This window comes from Streptosporangium sp. NPDC023963 (assembly GCF_040639135.1).
Classification (GTDB): domain Bacteria; phylum Actinomycetota; class Actinomycetes; order Streptosporangiales; family Streptosporangiaceae; genus Streptosporangium.
In genome coordinates this window covers 372875-390459 of record NZ_JBEZZK010000002.1, presented here as the reverse complement: position 1 = coordinate 390459, position 17585 = coordinate 372875, and the positions used below count along the sequence as shown (strand labels likewise).

At 72.3% G+C, this 17585-nt stretch carries 17 protein-coding genes; 8 read left to right on the top strand and 9 right to left on the bottom strand.

The window, feature by feature from the left end:
* Positions 1-121: 121 nt before the first annotated feature.
* Positions 122-2380, bottom strand: a complete 2259-nt coding sequence (pcrA, locus tag AB0F88_RS07860; RefSeq protein WP_362680572.1) for a DNA helicase PcrA — start codon at positions 2378-2380, stop codon at positions 122-124.
* A gap of 126 nt (positions 2381-2506) precedes the next feature.
* Here pcrA and AB0F88_RS07855 point away from each other — a divergent pair, with 126 nt between their 5' ends.
* On the top strand, positions 2507-3226 hold the full coding sequence (locus AB0F88_RS07855; protein WP_362678670.1) for a PIG-L deacetylase family protein: 720 nt from the start codon (positions 2507-2509) through the stop codon (positions 3224-3226).
* 168 nt (positions 3227-3394) lie between these two features.
* Positions 3395-4180 (top strand): ABC transporter permease, encoded by a 786-nt coding sequence (locus AB0F88_RS07850; RefSeq protein WP_362678667.1) that lies wholly within the window; start codon positions 3395-3397, stop codon positions 4178-4180.
* Here the strand turns inward: AB0F88_RS07850 and AB0F88_RS07845 are convergent.
* The 6 genes from AB0F88_RS07845 to AB0F88_RS07820 form a co-directional block, all read right to left on the bottom strand.
* Positions 4129-5103: a CPBP family intramembrane glutamic endopeptidase gene (locus AB0F88_RS07845; protein WP_362680569.1), complete on the bottom strand. Its 975-nt coding sequence runs from the start codon at positions 5101-5103 to the stop codon at positions 4129-4131. The two genes, AB0F88_RS07850 and AB0F88_RS07845, sit on opposite strands and share 52 nt — an antisense overlap.
* A gap of 118 nt (positions 5104-5221) precedes the next feature.
* Positions 5222-5485: a WhiB family transcriptional regulator gene (locus AB0F88_RS07840; protein WP_362678664.1), complete on the bottom strand. Its 264-nt coding sequence runs from the start codon at positions 5483-5485 to the stop codon at positions 5222-5224.
* 223 nt (positions 5486-5708) lie between these two features.
* Positions 5709-6383: a neutral zinc metallopeptidase gene (locus AB0F88_RS07835; RefSeq protein ID WP_362678661.1), complete on the bottom strand. Its 675-nt coding sequence runs from the start codon at positions 6381-6383 to the stop codon at positions 5709-5711.
* Between the two features lie 181 nt (positions 6384-6564).
* Positions 6565-8034 carry a glutamate-cysteine ligase family protein gene (locus AB0F88_RS07830; RefSeq protein ID WP_362678658.1) on the bottom strand — a complete coding sequence of 490 codons (1470 nt, stop codon included), beginning with the start codon at positions 8032-8034 and terminating at the stop codon, positions 6565-6567.
* A gap of 92 nt (positions 8035-8126) precedes the next feature.
* A complete protein-coding gene (locus AB0F88_RS07825) occupies positions 8127-8765 on the bottom strand; it encodes a response regulator transcription factor (RefSeq protein ID WP_362678656.1) in 639 nt (212 codons plus the stop codon).
* Positions 8766-8946: 181 nt separating this feature from the next.
* Positions 8947-10161, bottom strand: coding sequence for a PspC domain-containing protein (locus tag AB0F88_RS07820; RefSeq protein WP_362678653.1), 1215 nt, complete (start codon positions 10159-10161; stop codon positions 8947-8949).
* Between the two features lie 142 nt (positions 10162-10303).
* Here AB0F88_RS07820 and AB0F88_RS07815 point away from each other — a divergent pair, with 142 nt between their 5' ends.
* The 6 genes from AB0F88_RS07815 to AB0F88_RS07790 all read left to right on the top strand — a co-directional run bounded on the left by AB0F88_RS07815 (position 10304) and on the right by AB0F88_RS07790 (position 15641).
* Complete coding sequence (locus AB0F88_RS07815) at positions 10304-11962, top strand: PspC domain-containing protein (RefSeq protein WP_362678650.1); 1659 nt, start codon at positions 10304-10306, stop codon at positions 11960-11962.
* Complete coding sequence (locus AB0F88_RS07810; protein ID WP_362678647.1) at positions 11952-12158, top strand: hypothetical protein; 207 nt, start codon at positions 11952-11954, stop codon at positions 12156-12158. Before AB0F88_RS07815 ends, AB0F88_RS07810 begins: the two co-directional genes overlap by 11 nt.
* Before the next feature lie 75 nt (positions 12159-12233).
* On the top strand, positions 12234-12809 hold the full coding sequence (locus tag AB0F88_RS07805) for an ABATE domain-containing protein (protein ID WP_362678644.1): 576 nt from the start codon (positions 12234-12236) through the stop codon (positions 12807-12809).
* A gap of 197 nt (positions 12810-13006) precedes the next feature.
* Complete coding sequence (locus AB0F88_RS07800) at positions 13007-13450, top strand: VOC family protein (RefSeq protein ID WP_362678641.1); 444 nt, start codon at positions 13007-13009, stop codon at positions 13448-13450.
* A gap of 6 nt (positions 13451-13456) precedes the next feature.
* A complete protein-coding gene (locus AB0F88_RS07795; RefSeq protein WP_362678638.1) occupies positions 13457-14347 on the top strand; it encodes a pyridoxamine 5'-phosphate oxidase family protein in 891 nt (296 codons plus the stop codon).
* Positions 14348-14531: 184 nt separating this feature from the next.
* Entirely contained in the window at positions 14532-15641 is a 1110-nt protein-coding gene (locus AB0F88_RS07790; protein WP_362678636.1) for an SRPBCC domain-containing protein, read from the top strand.
* Positions 15642-15653: 12 nt separating this feature from the next.
* On the opposite strand, the gene AB0F88_RS07785 is transcribed toward AB0F88_RS07790, so the two are convergent.
* Together AB0F88_RS07785 and AB0F88_RS07780 are read right to left on the bottom strand one after the other, a co-directional pair.
* The gene (locus AB0F88_RS07785; RefSeq protein WP_362678634.1) at positions 15654-16919 is read right to left on the bottom strand and encodes a hypothetical protein; all 1266 of its coding nucleotides are present in this window, start codon (positions 16917-16919) and stop codon (positions 15654-15656) included.
* Entirely contained in the window at positions 16916-17455 is a 540-nt protein-coding gene (locus tag AB0F88_RS07780) for an RNA polymerase sigma factor (RefSeq protein WP_362678632.1), read from the bottom strand. Before AB0F88_RS07780 ends, AB0F88_RS07785 begins: the two co-directional genes overlap by 4 nt.
* Positions 17456-17585 lie beyond the last annotated feature (130 nt).

Genomic DNA, 17585 nt, shown 5'->3' with positions numbered 1-17585 from the left:
CGGCCCACGGTGCTCGGGAGGGCACCGCGGACACGGGAAGGGCCCGGGAGCAACCGCTCCCGGGCCCTTCCCGAACTTTCCCGGGCCCTTGCCGGCTTCCCCGGACGCCGTCCGGCGGAGGCTAGAGCTTCTCCAGGGGCGCGTACGCCAGCAGCAGGGTCTTCTCTCCCCCGCCGCCGAAGTCGATCTTGACCTTGGTCTTCTCCGCGACGCCGTCCACGGACACGACCGTGCCCAGGCCGAACTGGTCGTGGGTGATCCGGTCGCCGGGGGTCAGGTTGGGGATCTGCCTGCCGCCGGGCTTCCTGGCCGGGGCGGGGCGGGAGTCGCGGCGGGTGGCGGCGCTCCAGGCGCTCTTCTCCGGGTCGCTGCGCCAGTCGACGAGATCGGACGGGATCTCGGCGACGAACCGGGAGGCCGGGTTGAACGCGGGCGAGCCCCAGGAGCTGCGGACGGCCGCCCTGGAGATGTAGAGGCGCTGCTCGGCCCGGGTGATGCCGACGTAGGCCAGGCGGCGCTCCTCCTCCAGCTCCTTGGGCTCGCCGAGCGAGCGCATGTGCGGGAAGACGCCGTCTTCCATGCCGGTGAGGAACACCACCGGGAACTCCAGCCCCTTCGCGGTGTGCAGCGTCATCAGCGTCACCACGCCCTGGCCGCCGTCGGCCGCCGGGATCTGGTCGGCGTCGGCGACCAGGGAGACCTGCTCCAGGAACTCCACCAGCGTGCCCTCGGGGTTGGCCTCCTCGAACTCGGAGGCGACCGAGACCATCTCGTCCAGGTTCTCCAGGCGGCTCTCGTCCTGCGGGTCGTTGGAGGCCGTGAGCTCCAGGCGGTAACCGGTGCTCGCCAGCACCTCCTGGGCCAGCTCCGAGGGCGTCATGTCGTCGGCCTTCACCATGAGCTCGTCCATCAGCGCGACGAACTCCTTGATCGCCTTGAGCGAGCGGGTGGCCATGCCCGGCGCCTCGTCCGCCCGGCGGAGCCCCTCCCAGTAGGGGATCCGCTCCCTGGTCGCGAACGCCTCGACCATCGCCTCGGCCCGCTCGCCGATGCCGCGCTTGGGCACGTTGAGGATGCGGCGCAGCGACACCACGTCGTTCGGGTTGGACAGGAAGCGCAGGTAGGCGAGCAGGTCGCGGACCTCCTTGCGCTCGTAGAAGCGCACCCCGCCCACCACCTTGTACGGCAGGCCGGTCCGGATGAAGATCTCCTCGAACACCCGGGAGGCGGCGTTGGTCCGGTAGAACACCGCGACCTGGCCGGGCACGACGTCCTCGTGGTCGGTGAGCCTGTCGACCTCCTGCGCGACGAACATGGCCTCGTCGTGCTCGTTGTCGGCGACATAGCCGATGATCTTCGCCCCGGCGCCCTGGTCGGACCAGAGGTTCTTGGGCTTGCGGCTCGCGTTGCGCGAGATCACCGCGTTGGCGGCGGACAGGATCGTCTGGGTGGAGCGGTAGTTCTGCTCCAGCAGGATCGTCCTGGCCTCCGGGTAGTCGCGCTCGAACTCCAGGATGTTGCGGATCGTCGCGCCGCGGAAGGCGTAGATCGACTGGTCGGCGTCACCGACCACGCACAGCTCGGCCGGGGCGACCGCGCCCTCTCCGCCCTCCCTGACCACGTCCCCGTCGGCGGTGCGCGGCTCGGGACGGCCGGCGATCTCGCGGATCAGGGTGTACTGGGCGTGGTTGGTGTCCTGGTACTCGTCGACCATGATGTGGCGCCAGCGGAGCCGGTAGTGCTCGGCCACGTCGGGGAAGATCTGGAACAGCGTCACCGTCAGCATGATGAGGTCGTCGAAGTCCATCGCTCCGGCCTCGGTGAGCTTCCGCTGGTAGTTGCGGTACGCCTCGGCGAGCTTGCGCTCCAGGTGGGTGGACGCCTGGGCCGACGCCGTCTCGTAGTCGATCAGCTCGTTCTTGAAGTTGCTGACCTGGGCGGAGAACGACCTCGGCGGGTAGCGCTTGGGGTCGAGGTCCATCTCGCGGCAGACCATCGCCATCAGCCGCTGGGAGTCGGCCTGGTCGTAGATGGAGAAGCTCGTGGGGAAGCCCAGGCGCCTGGCCTCGCGGCGCAGGATCCGCACGCACGCGCTGTGGAAGGTCATCACCCACATCGCCGCCGAGCGCGGGCCGATGAGCCGGTCGACCCGGTCCTTCATCTCCCTCGCGGCCTTGTTGGTGAAGGTGATCGCCAGGATCTCCTGCGGCTGCACGCCCCGCTCGCCCAGCAGGTAGGCGATGCGGTGGGTCAGCACCCGGGTCTTGCCGGAACCCGCGCCCGCGACGATGAGCAGGGGGCTGCCGTGGTGCACGACGGCCTCGCGCTGCTGGGGGTTGAGCCCGTCGAGCAACGGATGGGTCAGGGAAGAGGCTGGGATCGACACGTCCCCTAGGTTAGAGCGACCGACCGACAACCGGGTCCAGCCACCGCAAAGGAATGCGGGCGGGCTCCCCCTCGGTTGTGATGACGGAGCGGTACGCGGAAAAAACGGAAAGGCCTCCTCATGCTGTCCGAGAACGAGATCAACCGCGTATTGGCGGTCACCGCACACCCCGACGACGTCGACTTCGCCGCCGCGGGCACGATCGCGCTGTTCACCGACCGAGGCGTCGAGGTGACGTACTGCGTGGTCACCGACGGTGACGCGGGCGGCTTCGACCGCGAGCTGGACAACGGCGGCATGGCCGAGCTGCGCCGGGCCGAGCAGTCCAACGCCGCCAAGGCCGTCGGCGTGACCGACGTGCGCTACCTCGGCCACCACGACGGGACCGTGGTGCAGAGCCTGGAGCTGCGGCGTGACATCACCCGGGTCATCCGCCAGGTCAGGCCCGACCTGGTGATCACCCACAGCCCCGAGCGCAACTACCGGTTCATCGCCCCCAGCCACCCCGACCACCGCGCGGTCGGCGGCTGTGCCCTCGACGCCGTCTATCCCGACGCGCGCAACCCGTACACCTTCCCGTCGCTGCTGCTCGACGAGGGACTGGAGGCGTGGACCGTCCGCGAGGTGTGGCTCAACGGCGGTCCGGCGCCCGACCACCACGTGGACGTCACCGACACCTTCGACCGCAAGCTCGCCGCCCTGCGCGCCCACGCCAGCCAGATCGGCCACCTGGAGGACTTCGAGAGCTTCCTGCGGGGCCGCTTCTCGCAGATCGCCGTCGAGGCGGGCTTCGGCGAGGGCCGCTACGTCGAGGCCTTCCAGCGGGTCTCCACCGTCTGACCCTCCCGGAGGTTCGAAGAGCGCCGCCGGAGGCGGGCCACGACCGGGCCGGCGCTCCCGCCGCGAGTCCGAAGGGCACCCGGCGGGAGGAGCCGGAGACGGGTCCTCCTCGCGGTCGCCGCCGGAGATCTGGGAACCTGGAAGGCACCCGACGGGAGGTCCGCGCCGTTGAACGGCATCGATCTGTCTCTCACCACCGCCGTCGTCGTCCTCCTGCTGGCCGTCGGGGCCGCCGCCGTCGCCCGGCTCGGCCGCCTCGGGCACGCGCCCGCGGTGCTCGTGGCGTGCCTGCGCGCCGCCGCCCAGCTCGGCGCGGTGTCCCTGATCATCGTGTGGGCCGTCGAACGCGCGCTCGCGGTGACGGTCTTCGTGCTGGTCATGTACGGGGTGGCGAGCGTGACCGCCGGGCGCAGGATCACCTCGGGTTCCGCCGTCCGGTGGGCCGCGGTGCCCATCGCGGCCGGGACCCTGCCGGTCCTGGCGCTGCTGTTCGGCAGCGGCGTCGTCCCTCCGCTGGGCATCACGCTGATCCCGGTCGCGGGCATCCTGCTGGGCGGATGCCTGACGGCCACGGCCCTCGCCGGACGGCGGGCCCTGGACGAGCTGGCCCACCGGCGCGGCGAGGTGGAGGCGGCGCTCTCGCTGGGTTTCTCCGAGCGGGACGCGGCACTGGAGATCTGCCGCCCGCCCGCGGCGCAGGCGCTGGTGCCCGCGCTGGACCAGACGGGAACCGTGGGCCTGGTCACGCTGCCCGGAGCCTTCGTGGGGATGCTCCTGGGCGGGGCCGGCCCGCTCCAGGCCGGAGTGGTGCAGCTCGTCGTGCTGGTCGCGCTGCTGGCCGCCGAGGCGGTGGCCGTGGTCGTCACGATCGAGCTCGCCGCCCGCGGCCGCTTCGGCGGCGGTCAGCGGCCGGGGGCGGGCCCCTCCGGCGGGGCCAGGCGGGCGAACAGGTAGCCCAGGGAGTTGGTCGCGACGTGGAACATCGCGGGGGCGGCCAGGCCTCCCCTCCTGCGCAGCTCGGTGAAGAGCACCCCCGCGAGGCCCGTCATGATCACCGACCCGGCCACGACGCGTGCCACCTGCCACCCGGGCGCCCTCCCGGGGGCCCCGGACACGCCCGGTGTGCCCCGCCCGTCCTGCGCGTTCGACCCGGCGGGCGTGCCCCGCACGTCCTGCGCGTCCGACCCGGCGGGCGTGTCCGGGGCGCCGGGGGTGTGCTCGTTCCCCGGCCCGCCCCCGGGGCCGCTCCCCGTGCCCTCCGCGCCGGGGTCGCGGGCGGCCGTGGTGTCGAGGGCCTCCCCCGCGGCCAGGCGGCTCAGGGCGGGGTTGGCGGCCATCATGTCGACGGCGGGCAGGACGTGCCAGAGGCCGAAGAGAACCGAGGAGATCGCGGTCGCCGTGCCGTGGCCGTGGGAGCGGGCGACGAGCGCGTGCAGCACCCCGCGGAAGCCGACCTCCTCGAGCAGGACCGTGCCGACCGGCACCTGGAGCAGGGCCTCCTCCAGCGCGCGGGCGCGGGACAGCGACAGGGCGCGCTCGTCGCGGAAGAACCGGCGGGTGGCCGGGACGGCGACGCCCACGGTGTAGGCCGCGGCCACGGCGGAGGCGAGCGCGCCGCCGATCCGCAGGCCCCGCGCGCGCCGGTGGAATCCCAGCTCGGCCCAGGAGAGCCCGGAACGGCGGGCCATGACGACCAGCGCGCCGGTGGCCGCGGCCGAGGTCAGCGGCGCCAGCCTCGGCGCCACACGGTTGTTGAGCACGTTGGCCGCCACCAGCACGGCCACCGCGCCCGCCTGCACGCCCGCACGCACGCCCGCGGACACACCGGGCACCGCCTCGGGTCCGGCGCAGGCGGCTCCCCCCGGCTCGCGCTCCATGCCCACGACTGCCCACGACTCCCTCGGACGCCGCCCCGCGCCCCGCGTGCCGGGCCGCGCCGGGGATCATGATCTTCGGGATCCCCTCGAATCCGGTTCGAGGCTACGCGATCGGAGCTCAGCCCGCGGCGGCCTGGCGCCAGCCGGCGGGGAAGCGCAGGAGACGGCGTTCACGCACCGTCAGGCCGCCCCAGATCCCCTCGGGCTCGGCCGCGCGGAGCGCGTAGGCCCGGCACTCCTTCAGCACCGGGCACCGCTCGCAGACCGCCTTCGCCCGCGCCTCGTGCTCGGCCGACTGCGTCAGCGGGAAGAACAGCTCGGGGTCGCTCGTACCGCAGGCACCCCGCGCGGCCCAGCCGATATCCCGCACCGTCGTCCGCATGACATCGCCCCCTGATCGCCCCCTGGTGGCCCGCTGGTGGCCCGGCGTCCCCAGCCAGACTAGGCGGGCCTCAGCGACGGGACATCAGCCTCTTGGCGGATTCATCCGTACTCATCGCGGCGTACTCCGGCGGCGCGCCACTCCCGTGACGCCCCGCGGCGCCCCGCGGCGCCCCGGCGCCACCTCGTGGCCCGTCCCGGCGCCCGCGTCCCGCGTCGCGGCCTCAGCAGGCGGTCGTCCCCTGGTTGTATCCCTTGGCGAACAGCTCCTGGCGCTGGCCCGCCGTGCCGTGGGCGTCCGGGCGCAGCCAGTCGTCGGTGGGGTCGCCCGCCGCGGCGAGGTTGATCAGGAGCTCGTCCTCGTCGCCGGGCTCGGTCTGCAGCGAGCCGCCCTTGACGAGCGCCCCCAGGGTTCCCCCGGCGTAGCAGTCGGCCTGGAGCTCCTGCTCGATGTTCAGGCGGAACGCGGTGTTCAGCTGCGCCTGCACCGCGTGCCCGAACTCGTGCGGGATGATCACGTAGACCGAGCCGTCGCCCATCCGCTCGTAGAGCTCGTTCATCCACTGCGCGTCGTAGGCGATGAAGTGTCCCGCCGAGCAGTAGAAGGCGTTGTTCGGCACCGACGGCCGCCCGCCGCAGTCGGGCCCGCTCTCTCCCTGGTAGGCGATGAACCCGGTGACCGGGCGGTAGGTCAGGCCGGCCGCTGCGAAGGTCTGCTTCCAGTAGGCCTCGGTGAGCTCCCTGGCCAGCTCGACGTCCGACTCGAACGTCTGCCCCCGCGCGCCGGGCGTGGCCTGTCCACCGGTGGGGCCGGCCTCCGGCTCCGTACCCTGCTCAACGCTCCCGCAGGCGGTGACGGCCGCCAGGACCAGGGCCAGGACGAAGGAGAACGCTCTCATACGCCCATCGTGACGGAGTCCGCGGCCCCGCGCGAGCGATCGGTCCGACCGGGGACCGGCCGGCGCGGAGGCCGGTGGGGCACGGCGGGCCCCGCCGGCCCTCGCAGCGGCGATCCCACCGGCGTTCCTGGCTGCTCCGGCGGCTCGGGCCGCGGTCCCGGAAACGATCTCGGCCCCGGTCTCACGGGGACGGCCAGGTGTGGACGGGCTCGTTGGTGTGCATGTTCTCGATGTAGCGCAGGGTCATCCGGCGCAGCGCCTCGTGCCTGTCGAGGTCGCCGAGCGCGTTCACCGCGTCGATCTGCCAGCTCGCCCCGGTCGTGCCCGTCAGGCAGCGCTGCTCGACGATCCCCAGCAGCCGGTCCCTGGCCCCGGGGTCCACCCCCCACAGGTCGAGTCCCTCGTGGGCGAGCGGCAGCAGGCGGCGCAGGATCAGCTCGGACGCGACCACCTCGCCGAGCCCCGGCCAGAACAGCCGGGCGTCCAGGCCGTACCGGGCGGCGGCGTGCAGGTTGTCCTGGGCCGCGGCGAACGACATGCGCGTCCAGACCGGGCGTTCGGCGTACGGGAGGACGCGCATGAGCCCGTAGTAGAAGGCGGCGTTGGCGGCGACGTCCGCCACCGAGGGCCCGGCGGGCAGCACCCGGTTCTCCACCCGCAGGTGCGGGGTGCCGTCCACGACCGCGTAGACCGGCCGGTTCCACCGGTAGACGGTGCCGTTGTGCAGGGTCAGCTCGCCGAGCTGCGGGGTGACGCCGCGCGCCAGTTCCTCGCGCGGGTCCTCGTCGTCGCACAGGGGCAGCAGCGCGGGGAAGTAGCGGGCGTTCTCCTCGAAGAGATCGAAGACCGAGGTGATCCACCGCTCGCCGAACCACACCCTGGGCCGCACCCCCTGGGTCTTCAGCTCCACCGGGCGGGTGTCGGTGGCCTGCTCGAACAGCGGGATCCTGGTCTCCTGCCAGAGCCTGCGGCCGAACAGGAACGGGGAGTTGGCCGCCAGCGCCACCTGGGGGCCCGCGACGGCCTGGGCGGCGTTCCAGTTGGCGGCGAACGCCTCGGGACTGACCTGCAGGTGGAGCTGGAGGCTCGTGCAGGCGGCCTCGGGGGTGATGCTGTCGGCGTAGGCCTCCAGGAACTCCTCGCCCTCGATCGACAGGTGCAGGTCCTCGCCCCTGGCCGCGAAGATCTGCTCGTTGAGGAGCTTGTAGCGGGGGTTGGCCGACAGCGTGCCCTCGTGCACGTCGCTCTCTCGCAGCGTGGGCAGGATCCCGACCATCACCATGTGCCCGCCGACGGTACGGGCCCGTTCCTCGGCGTGGTTGAGCCGGTCCCTGATCACCTTCTCCAGCCGGGCCGCGCCGCCCCCTTCCAGGGATTCGGGCAGGACGTTGATCTCCACGTTGAACTGGCCCAGCTCGGTCGCCCAGTCGGGCTCGGCGATGGCCTCCAGCACCTCGACGTTCTTCATGGTGGCCTCGCCGCGATCGTCCACCAGGTTGAGCTCGATCTCCAGCCCGGCCCTGGGCTCGTCGAACTCGAACCTGGACTCGCGCAGCATCTGCGCGAAGACGTCAAGGCACCGGCGAACCTTGTCCCGGTAGCGCCGCCGGTCCTCGCGGCTGAACACCATCGCAGGTACATCGCGTCCCATACTTCGCAGAGTCGCACAGAAGTAACTGCTCGTACAGAAGTCCGCGAGGTGAGGATGTCGTGGACGCCGGGGACGCCGGGGACGCCGGGGACTCAGACCAGGCGCCGCGCCGTGGCCCAGCGGGAAAGCTCGTGGCGGTTGGAAAGCTGCAGCTTGCGCAGCACGGACGAGACGTGGGTCTCCACGGTCTTCACCGAGATGAACAGCTCCTTGGCGATCTCCTTGTACGCGTAACCGCGGGCGATCAGCCGCAGCACCTCGCGCTCGCGCTGGGTGAGCGAGTCGAGCTCGGGGTCGATCGGCGGGGCCTCGCTGGAGGCGAACGCGTCCAGCACGAACCCGGCCAGCCTCGGGGAGAAGACCGCGTCGCCCTCGGCCACCCGGCGGACGGCGTCGGTGAGCTCGCGCCCGCTGATGTTCTTGGTCACGTATCCCCTGGCACCGCCCCGGATCACGCCGATGACGTCCTCCGCCGCGTCGGAGACCGACAGGGCGAGGAAGCGGACCGTGGAACCGGAGCCGAGCACCCGGCGCAGCACCTCCTGGCCGCCGCCGCCGGGCATGTGCACGTCGAGCAGGACCACGTCGGGCGCCAGCGCGGCGATCGCCTTGACCGCGGACTCCACGTCCTCGGCCTCCCCGATCACCTCGATGGAGTCGCCCAGCTCGGCCCGCACGCCGGAGCGGAACAGGCGGTGGTCGTCGACGATCAGGACCTTCACCACACTCATCGGACTTCTTCCCCTCGCGGTCCCGAGGGCCGCTCTCCAGCTCGTCGCGATCCCGGGAGTCGTCCCGGGATCCGCTCTCCGGCCCGCCGCGATCCCGGAGGTCGTCCCGGGATCCGCTCTCCGGCTCGTCGCGATCCCGGGGGTGGGGCCCCGGCTCGCCGCGTCGTGGCTCGCTCGCCGCTCACGTCTTCTCCAGCTTCATGGTCAGCATCACTTCCGTGCCCTCGCCGGGCTCGGTCCGCACACGGGCGCTGCCCCCGTGGCGTTCCATCCGGCCGATGATCGACTGGCGGATACCCATACGATCCTCGGGCACATCGTCCATGTCGAACCCGATCCCCCGATCCCGGACGAAGACGGTGACCTCATCCGGTTCCGTCTCGGCGTACACGGAGACGACCTCGGACCCGGAGTATTTCGCGGCGTTGACCATCGCCTGCCTCGCGGCCTGCATCATCGCGGACAGCTCGGGGGTGAGCGGGCCGTCGCCGACGCAGACGACCTCGATCGGCACCCCGTGCGCGTCCTCCTCCTCGGCCGCGACCCGCCGCACGGCCGCGGCCACCGACGCGTCGGCGTCCTGCTGGGGCTGGTAGAGCCAGTTGCGCAGCTCCCGCTCCTGGGAGCGGGCCAGCCGCATCACCTCGCGCGGGTCCTGGGCGTTGCGCTGGATGAGCGTCAGGGTGTGCAGCACCGAATCGTGCACGTGCGCGGCCACCTCGGCGCGTTCCTCCTGCCGGATGCGCTCGCGGCGTTCGCGCTGCAGCTCCTTCCACAGGGCGGCCAGCCAGGGCGCCGCGATCAGCGCGACACCGCCCACGACCACCAGGGTGAACATGATCCCCGGACGCGCGTTGCCCAGCTCGTCGTTGGCCACCAGGAAGCCGATCGCGCCGACCACGACGAGCACGAGCCCGAGGAAGGTGCGGACCCGGTTCTGGCGGACCTGCCCGACGGTGTTGCTCATCCAGCGCTGCCGCCGGTCGGGGTCGGCCTGCTGCCACAGGATCAGCGAGCCGATACCGCCCACGGCGATCGGCCAGGCCCCGATCCCGGCGCCCGAGGCGCCGGTGAGCCAGCCCAGGGCAATCAGCGCCAGCCAGATCGCGGCGTACGCGGTGAGCTGGCTCCAGTCCCTCCCCGGCTCCCTGCCCTCGTACGGCTCTCGCGGGGTGAACATCCACAGGGCGGCGTACGCCAGGGCGCCGAACCCGTCCAGGACGGTGAGCAGCACGAAGGCCAGCCGCAGCACGACCGGGTCGAGCCGGAGCTGGGCGGCGGCACCCTGGGCCACCCCGGCGACCAGCCGCCCCTCCACCGGTCTCACCAGGCGGGGGAAGGGGGCGTCCTCGGAGGTCACGGGCGCCGCGTCGCGAACTGTCTGTCGGTCAGCCATATCGTCAGCATCGTCACATGAACCAGCCTGCCAGTGCATCAGGCGTTCCCCTGAAGCGACCCTGAGAGAGACCTGCCCTCTCCGGGACGACTCAGGGGTCTCCCGGATGCGTCATGGGCCGGGAAAGGCCACGATGAGGAACATGAACGACACCGGGCGGGCCCAGGATCCGGCGAGCTCGCCGTCCGCCTCCTCCCCCTTCGAAGAGCGCGATCTGAGGCGTAGCAACGAGGGGCGCATGCTCACGGGCGTCTGCGCCGGCCTGGGGAGATACGCCCGCATCGATCCCGTGGTGCTCCGGGTCGGTTTCGCGGTGCTGGTGCTCGGCTCCGGAATCGGCATCATGCTCTACATCGCGGCGTTCCTGCTGATGCGCGAGACCGACGGCGGCCCCGGCTACCTGGAGCAGTGGATCCGGCGCGACTTCGACGGCGAGACGGTCCTGACCCTGCTGGCCGGCCTGTTCGCCCTCGGGCTGATCGTCAACGTCTCCTCGGACGGCGTGGGCACCGGCACGATCGTGGTCGGCACGGTGCTCGCCATCGCCCTGCTCGCCGCCCACTCCCGCGGGGTCGACCTGCTGGCCGTGGCGAGGTCGCTGCCCGACCGGCTGCGCAGGCACCGCGCCCCGTCCCCGGCCCCGGCCGACCGGTGGCCCGGCTCGCCCGCCCAGGCGCCGGGCGCCCCCGCCGGGCAGCGTCCCGTCGGCGGGCGGGATCCGGTCACCCAGGCCGCCGCGTCTCCGGCCGGCCGGCCGGGCGCCGAGACGGTCTCGGAGCCGTACGCGCCCGCGGCAGGCCCGGCGTCCGCGACGGTCGCGGAACCGCACGCGGGCGCGGCAGGCCCGGGATCCGCGACGGTCGCGGAACCGCACGCGGGCGCGGCAGGCCCGGGATCCGCGACGGCCCCGCCGCCCGCCCCCGGGACCCGGCCCGCGCCCGCCTTCGAGGACCGTGCCGGACAGGCGCCGGGCATGCCCCCGGGTCCCGCCAGGCCGCCGGAACACGGGCCGTGGGACACCCCGCCGGGCCCGTACGGCGCCGCGAGGCCGTTGTTCGACTCCTCCGGCGAACCCTTCTCGCCCTATGGCCCCTACCAGCCTCTGGATCCCCGGAGACGGCAGCAGCACTACTCCCCCTACGACCCGTCCGCGTACCTGGGGACGGTGGTGGCGCCGCCCAGGCCGCGACGGCGCGGATCGCTCGTCGGGAGCATCACCATCTTCCTGGCCATCATCGTTGGAGGGATCATCGTGGCGATCCAGTCCGCCTCGGGATCGGTCAACATGACGGTCGCCGGCGGCGCGGTACTCGTCGTCATCGGCGCCGGCCTGCTGGTCGCCACCTGGTTCGGCCGGGGGGCGGGGCTGGTCGCGACCGGCACCGTCCTGTCGCTCGCCCTGATCGCGGGGTCCACGCTGGGCGGCGTGCCGAAGAAGTTCGGCGACTACACCTGGCGGCCCACCGCCCTGTCCGAAGTGGCCCGCACCTACTCGGTGGACGTGGGAGAGGGCAGCCTCGACCTGGGAGACCTGGTCCTGCCCCCCGGTTCGCGGACCGTCGTGAACGCCTCGGTCTCGGTCGGCGAGATAAGGGTGATCCTGCCCCCGACGGCCAGGGCCGAGGTGAACGGCTCCACCAGGTTCGGCGACGTCAAGATCGACCATGCGGTGGAGGGCGGGGCCGACATCCAGCACAACAAGATCCTGGAGCCCGAGGTGCTCCCCGAAGGGGATGTGGCCACCATCGTGCTGAACATCAAGGCCGGCCTCGGGGACGTGGAGGTGCGCCGTGCGGCCTGACATCGACAGGACCGAGCGCCGCCGCGTGCACCGCACCGACTGGATGGCCCTGCTCAGCGGGGTGGTGTTCATCGCGGCCGGCATCGTCTTCATCAGCGAGCCGTCCGTCCAGCCACTGGTCATGCTCATGGTCCTGGTGAGCGGTCTGGGCTTCGCGGGCCTGGTCGCCATCCTGGCCAAGGCCATCCGGCGCTAGGTGTTCCGTCCCGGCGATCGCCGGCGACGGCAGGACCTCACGGCAAAAGGCCAGACCAGGCATTAGAGTCGGAGCATGCCGGCCCTGGAGTTCGTCAGCACCGTCCGCGCGACGCGGGCCGGTCTGACGGACACGCTCGCCGACGTCGAGGGCATGACCGCGTGGGGCCGGGCGCACGCCGCCGAGCTGGGGATCGACCCGGGCTTCCTCGCCTCGGAGGAGCTGCGTGCCGAGGTGGTGGAGCTGCGGCAGGCCGTGCGGGCGCTCTTCGCCAGGGCTGTGCGGCCGGGCCCCGCGAGCAGCGCGGACGCGCACCGGCTCCCGGGGTTCGCCGAGTCGCTCGACCTGGTCAACGCCGCGGCGCTGGCCGTGCCGCTGGCCGCGCGGCTGGAGTGGCCCTCCGACGACGTCCCCCGCGCGCGGACCGTCCCGGACGGGGGTGCCACGGAGTCGGCGCGGATCCGGGCGGCCCTGGCGACGTCGGCGATCGAGCTGCTGGCCGGGCCCCTGCGCGAGCGGCTCCGCACCTGCCCCGCGCCGCGCTGCGTGCTCTACTTCCTCAAGGAGCACTCCCGGCAGGAGTGGTGCTCGGTCGGCTGCGGCAACCGGGCCCGCGCGGCCCGCCACTACCACCAGCACCGCGACGGCTGACCCCGCCCGGCCGGTTCTCCCTTTTCACGCCCCGACCGGTGGATCTCACCGCCCCGACCGGTGGATCTCATGCCTGGATTCTCGCAGGTGTGATTTACGTCATATATTTATAATGGGAAAACTGACAATTTTGCATTAGATTTGCCTTCAGTCAAACTAACGGAACCAACCGTTAGAAAGCTGAAGGGAGAGACCAGATGACCTTCCAGACCGGCCACGTCGGCCTCAACGTCTCCGACCTCGACAGGTCCAGGGACTTCTACGTGAAGATCTTCGGCTTCGAGGTCCTCGGCGAGTCCGGCGAGGCGGGCCGCCGGTACGCCTTCCTCGGCCTCGACGGCACGCTGGTGCTCACCCTCTGGCAGCAGAGCGAGGGCCGCTTCGCCACCGGCCTGCCCAGCCTGCACCACCTGTCCTTCCAGGCTCCGGACATCGAGACGGTCCGCCGGGCCGAGGGCGCGATCAGGGAGGCCGGTGCCACGCTCCACCACGACGGCGTGGTGGCGCACCGCGAGGGCGCGTCCTCCGGCGGCGTGTTCTTCGAGGACCCGGACGGGATCCGGCTGGAGATCTACGCGCCCACCGGCGCCGAAGGTTCCCCCGTACCGGTCGCCGCCGCCCCCACCTGCGGCTTCTTCTAAACGATCGTGGAGCACGCAGGAGAGCTCGCGGTTCAGCGGAGGGCCGGGGTACGCGCGGTGGCGCTGGGTTCGGCCAGGACCCGGCCGGAGATCCCGGCGGTGGCGGCCGAGTTCCTGGGGCGGCAGCGGATGCTGCTGATCGGGGCGAGGGGGCGGGACGGGCTCCTGTGGGCGTCCGCCCTGACCGGGCCCGAGGGCTTCGCCCGGGCGCCGGACGAGCGGACGGTCGTGATCGACGCGGTTCCCGGCGAGCACGACCCGCTGGCGGGGCTGGACGGGGGACAGATCGGGATGCTCGCGATCGAGCCGTCGAGCAGGCGCAGGATGCGGGTCAACGGCACGGTCTCGCGGGAGGGCGGGCGGCTGATCGTCCGTACCGAGCAGGCGTACGCCAACTGTCCCAAGTACATCCAGGCGCGGGAGATCGTCGCGGAACCGGCCGAGCCGGGGGAGCCCTCCGCCGCCTCCCCCGGCTTCTCCTCGGGGACGGTGTTCGGCGACGAGGACCGGGCGTGGATCGAGGGCGCCGACACGTTCTTCGTCGCCACCTCCGCGCCCGGCCTCGGCGCCGACCTGTCACACCGGGGCGGCGACCCCGGGTTCGTCCGGGTACTGGACGACCGGCGGCTGGTCTGGCCGGACTACGTCGGCAACTCCATGTACATGACGCTGGGAAACCTGGAACTGGACGACGGCTGCGGTTTGCTCTTCCTCGACTGGGAGAGCGGCGACGCCCTGCACCTGACCGGGCGTGCCCAGGTCGACTGGGATCCGGGAGACGTCCCGGGCGCGCAGCGGCTGGTCCGGTTCGAGGTGGACCGGATCGTCCGCGTACGGGGAGCCAGCCCGCTCCGCTGGGGACGCGCGGAGTACTCCCGTCACAACCCGCCGGTCTGAGGGCGCGGCGCGGCGGGCGCATCGTCCCCGCCAACGGGGGCAGTACCAGGGAGCGGGCACCGAACTGGAGTGCGGACACGGACCGCCGCAGGAGGTCCGGCCGGGCTTCAGGGCGGCATACTGGCAGTACGCCCCCGTGTAGTCGTAATGTCGCGACAGCGGCCAAGCGGTGAGGAGCGCAGCGATGGCGATGCGATTCGAGCACGAGTTCACGGTTCCCGTACCTGTCGACCAGGCGTGGCCGGTGCTGCTCGACGTCGAGCGGATCGCGCCCTGCCTGCCCGGAGCCGCCGTGGACAAGGTCGAGGGTGACTCCTTCACCGGCCGGATGAAGATGAGGATCGGGCCGATCACGGTGACGTACCAGGGCCGCGCCGCCTTCGAGAAGGTGGACGAGGACACCCACTCCATGACCATCAGGGCCTCCGGCAAGGAGGCCAGGGGCCCGGGCACGGCGGGTGCCACGGTCGTCGCGCGCCTGCACCCGCAGGGCCGGCACACCCGGGTCACCGTCGACACCTCCTTCGACGTGACCGGCCGCCCGGCCCAGTTCGGCCGGGGCGTGATGACCGAGGTCGGCGAGAAACTGGTCGACAGGTTCGCGGCCGGCCTCTCCCGACTGCTGGGCGAGGGCCCCGGCGTGGAGACGGCCGCCGAGACGACTGCGGGGACGGCCGGCGTGGGCGGTTGGAACGCACCCGCGAAGCGGGAGCCGGTGTCCGCGGGATCGGCCTCGGACGACGACGTTCCGGCGGTCTCGGAGACCTGGGGTCCCGGCCCGGCACGCCCCGCCGATTCCGACGACTCACGCGAGCCCGTCGACTCCACGACCGCACCCGCCGCGTCCACCGGTCCCGCGGGCTCGACGGCCTCCGGCCAGGAGAGCCCCGGCACCACCGGCTCGGCGTTCCCCGGCCCGGCGGGCTCGACACGTCACGGCGCGGGAGGCCACGAGGGCACGGCGGCGTCCGGCGGCACGGACCAGGGCGCGGCGGCGTCCGGGCTGGGCGGCCCCGGCGGCCCGGAGGACCTGAACGGCTCCGGCGTCCCGGGCGGGCCGGAGCGTCACCTCAGCGCGGTGCCGACGCCGGCCGGCCTCGTGATCGACGAGGAGGAGGAGTCCCGTCAGAGCCACCCGGCGGGCACCTCGCGCACCTCGCTCAGCCCCGACGAGGAGGCTCTGAACCTCCTGGAGGTGGCGGGCATGCCGCTGCTCAAGCGCGTCGCCCCGCTGGTCGCCGCGCTGACGGCCCTCGTCCTGCTCGCCTGGCTGATCCGCCGCGCCCTGCGCTGACGGATACGCGCCCTAGCGGGCACACTTCTCCGGGCCCGCTCCCCGCACACACCCCTCGGGCAGCAGCGGAGCCTCGTCGGTCCAGCCCATCTCCTCGAACGCGAAGACGGTCTCCACGTTCGCCGGGAGCAGACCCGTCTCCTTGCTCAGGGTGGCGGGAGCCCGCTTGTCCGTCCTCAAGCTCACGAGGAGGAGCGCGCTCGGGTCGCCCTTCCCCCTGTCGATCACGAGGTGCTCTTCCGCCCCCCTTCTGCCTGTCGACACGATCAACTTCACCTCGCTCTCCGAGGCGGAGACGCGGTTGCCGGGAAGGTCCGCCAGCATGAGGTAAACGGCCGCGCGGGTGGCCGGGGAGGTCGGCGTCCACAGGAGGGTGTTCAGGGCCGCGCTCGAGAGCCACTCATCCCTGGTTTTCAAGTCGGGCGACGTCTCGACGTCCCTGACGTAGCCGGGTCCCCGCCTCTTCTTGAAGACCGGCGCGGACGTGAGCAACGTGGTCCTGAGCTTCTTGGGATCAGCCGGAAGCCGCATGGAGTCCTCGGGCTCCCGGTAGAGATCCTTGACGACCAGGTGAACGCTCGACTCGCCGTGCGCGTCCAGCAGATACCGCGTCGGGCTCCGGGCGGGTTCACCGGGCGGGCACGGCACACCGTACTCGCACAGCCTGGGTGAGCCCCTCTCCTTCCATCGAGCCAGGTCCTCCGGTGTGGACGGTTCGGCGCCCAGATACCTTCTCTCCTCGATCACAGGTCGTCCCGAGCTCAGCCACAGCGTTTCCACCGTGTGATCGACGATCTTGTAATCTATGGATCGGTCGACTGCCGCCTCGACCCACCTGCGCTTCGTGGTCTGGGACCTCACCCGCCAGTACCGACCGCTCGGGGACTCGGATCGTGCCGCCAGCCGGTCGGCGATCTCCTTCAGAACCCCCTTGGGGTCACTCGACGCGCGCTTCCGCGAGGTGGTCGCCGACGGCCGGGGATCGGGCGGCGGGGATTCCAGCCGGGACACCGGAGGCTCGGTGGTCTCCCCCAGCCGGGGCACGACCACGACGGCGGCGACGACCGCGGCCGTCGCGACGGCCGCGACCATCCATCCGAACCGGCCGGGACGCCGCGACCTCTCGAACCGCGTCGCGAGGCCTCTCCCGTACGTTCTCCCGGGCCGCCGCCCGCGGGGCCCGCTCTCCAGGATCCCTGCCCTGATCGCGGCGACCCTCGCCGGTTCGGACGGCGGGACGTCCGGCATCACCCGGTCGACGATCTGGAACTCGTTCAACGGACCTCAACTCCCAGCGCGTCGCGCAGCTTGGTCCTGGCCCGGCTGAGCCGGGAGGCCACGGTGCCGTAGGCGACGCCCAGCGCCTCGGCGATCTCCTCGTAGGTCAGCCCTCCGTACGCGATCAGCAGCACCACGTCGCGCTCGCCCTTGGACAGCCGCGCCAGTGCCCCCGACAGTCGCCCGACCGTCACCCCCGCCGTGACCCGCTCGGCGACCCGCTGGTCATGACCGTCGTCGTCGGCGGGTGGCCCGGTCCTGGCCAGCGCCCGGTAGCGGCGGATCTCGGCCCGGCGATGACGGCCGATCAGATTGGTGGCGATGCCGTACAGCCACGGCCGCACCCCACCCCTGGCGGCGTCGAACCGGTCGCGCCGGCGGAAGGCGATCAGGAACGTCTCCGCGGCCAGATCCTCGGCGATGTCAAGATCGAGCCTTCGCCCGATGTAACGGCGGATCTCCTCGTAGTGGGCGTCGAAAACGGTGGCGAACCGCTCCCGGTCGGCCACCGAGGCCGCGTCAGAAACAGTGATCATGCAAGGGGCCCCCTTGCCGGAAGGACAAGACATCCCTTCTTGCCCGCCGGTCGCCCTACCCTTCCGTGTTTTCTCACCCGCCCGCGCTCCCCCGCCGTCCGCCTTCCCGAGCGCCGTACCGGCCTGTTTC